Origin of the sequence: Brucella sp. TWI559, assembly GCF_039674265.1 — a bacterium.
Lineage (GTDB): Bacteria > Pseudomonadota > Alphaproteobacteria > Rhizobiales > Rhizobiaceae > Brucella > Brucella chromiisoli.
The window spans coordinates 1-5363 of sequence record NZ_JBDJNE010000046.1 but is presented as its reverse complement, the minus strand read 5'-3'; the positions used below and the strand labels follow the sequence as shown (position 1 = coordinate 5363).

The window sequence follows — 5363 nt, the reverse complement described above, 5'->3', positions numbered from 1 at the left end:
ACTATCGCGGCATTGCAACACGTTACGACAAAAACCCGGCCAATTTCCTGGCTGCTGTCAAACTCATCGCTGTCCGCATCTGGTGCATCAGTTTATGAGTCTACGCCGTAGCTGAAAAGGCATCGGATATTCTCGTTTGCGAAACAGCGATACGAAATGAAGCAATCCTTGTCGCTATAGACCGGGACATGAAGAGAATTGCAGGTAAATCGAAAACAGAAAACCGCTTCGATAAGCTTAATCTTCTACACATACACTGTACAGAGGTGCAGGCGGCTAAAAGACTTGATCAATCTATAAAGTTACTGGAGAGCGAGTGGGAATTCACCACTCAGAAGGTGGCTCGCAGATTATGGTTTGAAGTTCATTCTCACTATTTCAAGACTTGGAGATAGCCCCGCTTCGGCGGGGTTTTTCATGCGCGTTGCAAATATGTGCAAGCCTCGCGAAAGCGGGGCTTATCTTTTAAAGCTGAATGCCAGAAATATCGCCTTAATATCTCGGAACCTATTAGAGGCCTGAATGTTTATGATGCGTAAACACCTTTAGGAGTAACGCAATGAAGAACGTTCTTATTGCCGCCGCTGCATTTGCAATGATTTCCGGCTCGGCGCTTGCGCAGGAACCACCGAGGCCACCTGCACCTCCTGAGGCTGGTGCACCAGGTACGCCACCACCACCTCCGCCACATGGAGGGCCGCGCTCAGCACCGGATAAATCAGCGCATATCCGCGTCGAAGATAAGGGTTACAAGGTCGATGTAAAATGCGCTGAAGATCAGTCTACGATTGAATGCGCAGAGGTTGTCTACAAGCTTCTCGACCGCATAGGTCCACCTAAAAAGTGATTGAACGAATATAACCCCGCTCCGGCGGGGCTTTTCATTGGCTATCGCCCCTTTATCTCTTTCAATGACTGACACTCGTCATCCTTCAAGAGCTTCGCAGTTATGCATGTTCGGATTGCACCGGTTTTTGTATCAAGAATAAACACGCCTCCCCGTTCTAATTCTCCAGCCTGGTAGCGCCCATTTTCACCCGAAAGGTGAATGCTAAGTGCAATAATTACGGCCGATCCAATGATTGTCAGCATAAGCGGTTTATTCATTTTGTAGAGAGCTTTCTATCGCTGATGTGTTCGGAAGCTTGTAAGCGTTGTTTCAGCGCCACAGTGTATAAATCTCTATTCAGATTTAGTGTTTCTTCAGTGTCTATGAGCGCCCGCTTAATGACCTGCAAATAATGCATTTTTTCTGCTCAATGCAATTGGCTAGATCGTTCTTTCGACACTGCTATTGTCCAGCTCGACACGTCCGTCAGACAGGAAGAGGCACAAGCCGTCCCAGTATTTAGCGATCTATTTCAAAGCTTCGCCCAACGGCGCTTTTGCCGACACGCATGCACGGTGAGTCAACGAAACCCCTTGGAAGGCCCGAAAGTAAGTACGGCAAGAATCCCGTGCATATTGGGATGCATCTTGACGGCTTAATCTCTAGTGGAGCGAACATTCCTAGCCTTAAGAAAGTGAGCGAGCACTTGCTCGCTTTCGCTTCACGGTGAGCGTTGCGTCCGCTTTGGAAACTCGGCGAATTAACCGTAATGGCCACCCCAAGGAGGAAACAGCTCCCTTAAGTAGCTAAAATTCCCCTCGCAAAAATTTTCTAATTTTCGGGTTCGCTGCCACAAGCTGGGGACGGTATATGTGACCGCTTTTCCGACGCGACGACTAATGGCGAGATACTTGCCCGAGATCGCGTGGGAAACTGAAGTTTGGGTTTCAGAAGCTCCCACGCACCTCATTCATGTTAATGGGGTGCGCTTCCTAGGCCCCTACGACCCACACGGATGAAAGCTCACCACACTTAGTCTGAGACTGCTCATTATTATTGCATACTCCGAAACCATGTATCTTTAATAATCAACGATTGTTATATTATGCTGAAACCCCAAAATCCAAAATTATAATATTTTCTTTGCGAGGCTAAAATCATTAGACCAAACAATTTATTCAAAAAAAATTTTACGTGTTATTTGAAATAAAATTATTACATATCAATATAATTGCAGTTACCTTGGATTTATTTACCTTGGCTATAAAATACCCCCACGGAAATTTAATTTAATCACATATTTTAAGACTTTTACTTCTAATTTTCGGCTTCCCTGGTTTTCAGGTCATGCAAGCTGCGATTTCTTATACTGATAAATAAATTTTTTATCGTTTGATTTCAGAAAAGCTGTACATTTCTACGCTTCACGGCATCAGCTTTTTGTCAGAAAGCTATTATGGTTTTTATTTGGGTTATCTACCTAGCACGGAAATGGGTGAGAAGCGGCCAGGACGCTTTTGGAAAAACGTCGAAACCTACCTTTCACATAGTCAACCCGCTTTGACAACGCTGACGCTTAACTTCATAAATGATTAGTTTCAGGGAGGGCGAGCATGGTGGATCATGGGCAAATTGTAGAATCATTTTCGGAGATGGCTGAACGTATTCGAAGCAAATGGATCCAATCTATTCCAATCGATTCAACGTTTACGCAAAAATTTGGATGGCAGTATTCACCGCTAACTCCAGAAAATGTTGCTTATTTTTCTGACGTCATTAGTGATAGGATTGATCTATTCTTCAAGAATGATACGCAGTCTGAAGAAACATTGACAATATGGCACCATATTGGGCAGCAAGCGGACCTTCTAACTTTTGAAAATTTCGCTAGTGACCCCAACGGTTGCTTTTCCGCAACCATGAATCTTTTAAACTGGGCCTCCTCCAACCTACCCCCAATTTTAGCAAATGTCGATTGGGAGGCGGTAGATAGTAAGGAGTACTTGCCGAGAACATTATTAAACCGGTTGAAAGGTGTGGAAACGCGCGTTAGCAATCTCAATCAGCGCAGTGACGATTTGCAAGAGTCGATACGTATAATTGAGGACGCAAGACAAGCTGCAGACCGCCTACCCACTGATATTGAAGAGTTGAGAAGAGCTCGCGACGATATTAAAACCCATCTTGCTAGCGTAATTAAAGACAAAGCAGAAATTTCGGAAGCGTACGAAACTTCTAAGAGTACCGTGGAAACTTTAGAAATCTTGAGGGATAGAGCGGATGCCCTCGTAAAAAAATGCGACGAAACCTATCGGATAACAACTTCGGCTGGTCTCGCAGGCGCGTTTAATGAACGTTCAGGTAGCCTACAGAAAACCGGATGGGTGTGGGTAGGCATACTCATAGTTTCACTGATTCTTGGATCATTGATTGGTGCATGGCGCTTTAGCGAGTTAATGAGGTTAATGGGCGACGGCTCTACTGTGCGTACGTCAATCGTGGTTCTTCATTTTATCGGCGCGCTCATGGGAGTTGGCGCCGCTATATGGATAGCGTGGGTATCAACCAAAAACGTAACCCAGTCGTTCAGGCTATCTGAGGATTATGCCTTCAAATCTTCTATCTCTAAAGCATATGAAGGGTATAGAAGGGAGGCAATTGATCTAGATGGAGACTTTGCCAAGCAATTGTTTGGATCTGCACTAACTCGGCTAGACGAGCAGCCCAGTAGGTTTATTGACATGCGTGATCACGCATCTCCATTCGAAGCTCTGCTTGATAACAAAGCTTTTCAAGAACTTATCAAATCCGTTCCTGAAGTCGGTAAGTGGGTAGCCAATACAGTCGCTGACGGAAAAACCGCATTTGGAGCAGTGTTAGGCACGGCAGGTGCATTTACCATGAGAAAGGCCGAGGTCGAAAATGAGCCAGAACAAGAACAGGACGCCGAGCCCAAAAGAAGTGCTAGACAGTCTGACTAGGCAGTGCGGACAGATTTGATTAAGATAAAAGCAGCTGCGATTGCGATGATGGATCGGAAGTTTCTTACTATTTTCTTGTAACGTAATGTGGCACGTTTCAATCGTTTGAGCTTCCGCATTATTTGTTCGATACATGTGCGGTCTTAGTAAAGTACAACGAGAAAATGTTTCGGTATATTCAACCTGTTTGATCTGTAAGGGATCATGGGGAAAGCGCCAGCAATATGAGAACCACTCCGAGAGAAAGTCTGGAACTAGAAAACTTATACATGAGTCAATTAGTTCCTACGGTCTGATCAGCGGACTTATTGATTTGGGTGCACATTGGGTGCAAAACCACCTTTGTTCGTGAACTGTTCTACAAATGTTTACCCTCGGGCTGTCATCAAAAACCGCGCAAATGCGCGGTTTTAAGACTTCCTGATTGCATTGACATTGTAGGGGTCACAGGTTCAATCCCTGTTACGCCCACCATTCGATATCCATACATACCAATACGTTAGATAAAATTATCGCAGCGAATAAATAGCGCTCTTTAGGTTCAATGAACCTTTCATGAACCTAACCACCCTTCTTCTGTTCTTCTTGTATCCTCTGCAATACCTCTCGGACAAGACGCATGTCACCGCCCATCTGCTTTAGCTGCGCATATTTATATTTTCATTTATGAATGACCAATGTGCAGCTTGCCAATAAGGATTAGGCGACCGCTAGAGAAAAAATGAATTAATAATTAATTTTTATTTCCAAATTTTTTCTAAATTATTATTGGGATAGATATATATAAATAAATGTAATTAATTATTATCGTTCACATGAAAGGTAATAATAATGATAAGACGATTTTTAATTATATCATCTTCTTTAGCTTTGTTTTCTACCGGTTACGCCTTATCCGCGGAAAGCGGTATTAATCAAAAATTGGTAAACAAAGCATCGTATCATGACGATTTAGGTCGAAAGATTGGGAAAGGTGAACTTAGTACTTTTTCTAAAAAAAACATTTCAATGTTTCAATGTCCATACGTGACACGTGAGGCATGCGAACGCCAAACTAGTGATCCATCTGACCCTAGTTTGTGCTTTGAGTGTGATGACGGAAGCTGGTCACCATCTGCTGGCTAATATACAGAAAAACCCGTAGAAGCGGGGTTGATTGTCGGATCTGCGATTAATCGCAGATCCCCGATTTCACTCAAAGTGACTTCAAGTCGCCACCGACGACAAAGGCGACGAAGGCTGCTACCAGCCCAGCGATTATCATCCAGTTGATGCGAGATAGTGACGACTGGATGCCTTTGACGGAGTTTTCCAGTCCAGAGAACCGCGTATCAATACGGGCTTCCATCGCAACCCATCTTTCATCATTACGAGCGCTTTCAATCTCTCGCTGGCGCTGCCAAGTCTCTACGGCGTAGACTCATAAACTGATGCACCAGATACGGACAGCGATGAGTTTGACAGCAGCCAGGAAATTGGCCGGGGTTTTGTCGTAACGTGTTGCAATGCCGCGATAGTGCTTGAGGCGGTTAAAGAAGCGCTCGACCAAGTTT

3 protein-coding genes and 3 pseudogenes are annotated in these 5363 nt (G+C 44.4%); 4 read left to right on the top strand and 2 right to left on the bottom strand.

Annotation, left to right across the window (positions count from 1 at the left end; translation table 11 throughout):
* Both ABE530_RS19335 and ABE530_RS19330 read left to right on the top strand, forming a co-directional pair.
* Nucleotides 1-98: pseudogene (locus ABE530_RS19335) on the top strand (IS5/IS1182 family transposase); the annotation flags it as partial.
* Nucleotides 99-559: 461 nt separating this feature from the next.
* Nucleotides 560-847, top strand: coding sequence for a hypothetical protein (locus tag ABE530_RS19330; RefSeq protein ID WP_499695680.1), 288 nt, complete (start codon nucleotides 560-562; stop codon nucleotides 845-847).
* Nucleotides 848-1272: 425 nt separating this feature from the next.
* Here ABE530_RS19330 and ABE530_RS19325 read toward each other — a convergent pair.
* Nucleotides 1273-1407 (bottom strand): annotated as a pseudogene (locus ABE530_RS19325) (IS66 family transposase); the annotation flags it as partial.
* A 279-nt stretch (nucleotides 1408-1686) separates the two neighbouring features.
* On the opposite strand from ABE530_RS19325, the gene ABE530_RS19320 reads away from it, so the two are divergent.
* Together ABE530_RS19320 and ABE530_RS19315 are read left to right on the top strand one after the other, a co-directional pair.
* Nucleotides 1687-1848: a BsuBI/PstI family type II restriction endonuclease gene (locus tag ABE530_RS19320; RefSeq protein ID WP_499695681.1), complete on the top strand. Its 162-nt coding sequence runs from the start codon at nucleotides 1687-1689 to the stop codon at nucleotides 1846-1848.
* Nucleotides 1849-2442: 594 nt separating this feature from the next.
* On the top strand, nucleotides 2443-3810 hold the full coding sequence (locus ABE530_RS19315) for a hypothetical protein (protein WP_499695679.1): 1368 nt from the start codon (nucleotides 2443-2445) through the stop codon (nucleotides 3808-3810).
* Nucleotides 3811-5230: 1420 nt separating this feature from the next.
* Here ABE530_RS19315 and ABE530_RS19310 read toward each other — a convergent pair.
* A pseudogene (locus ABE530_RS19310) lies at nucleotides 5231-5363 on the bottom strand (IS5/IS1182 family transposase); the annotation flags it as partial.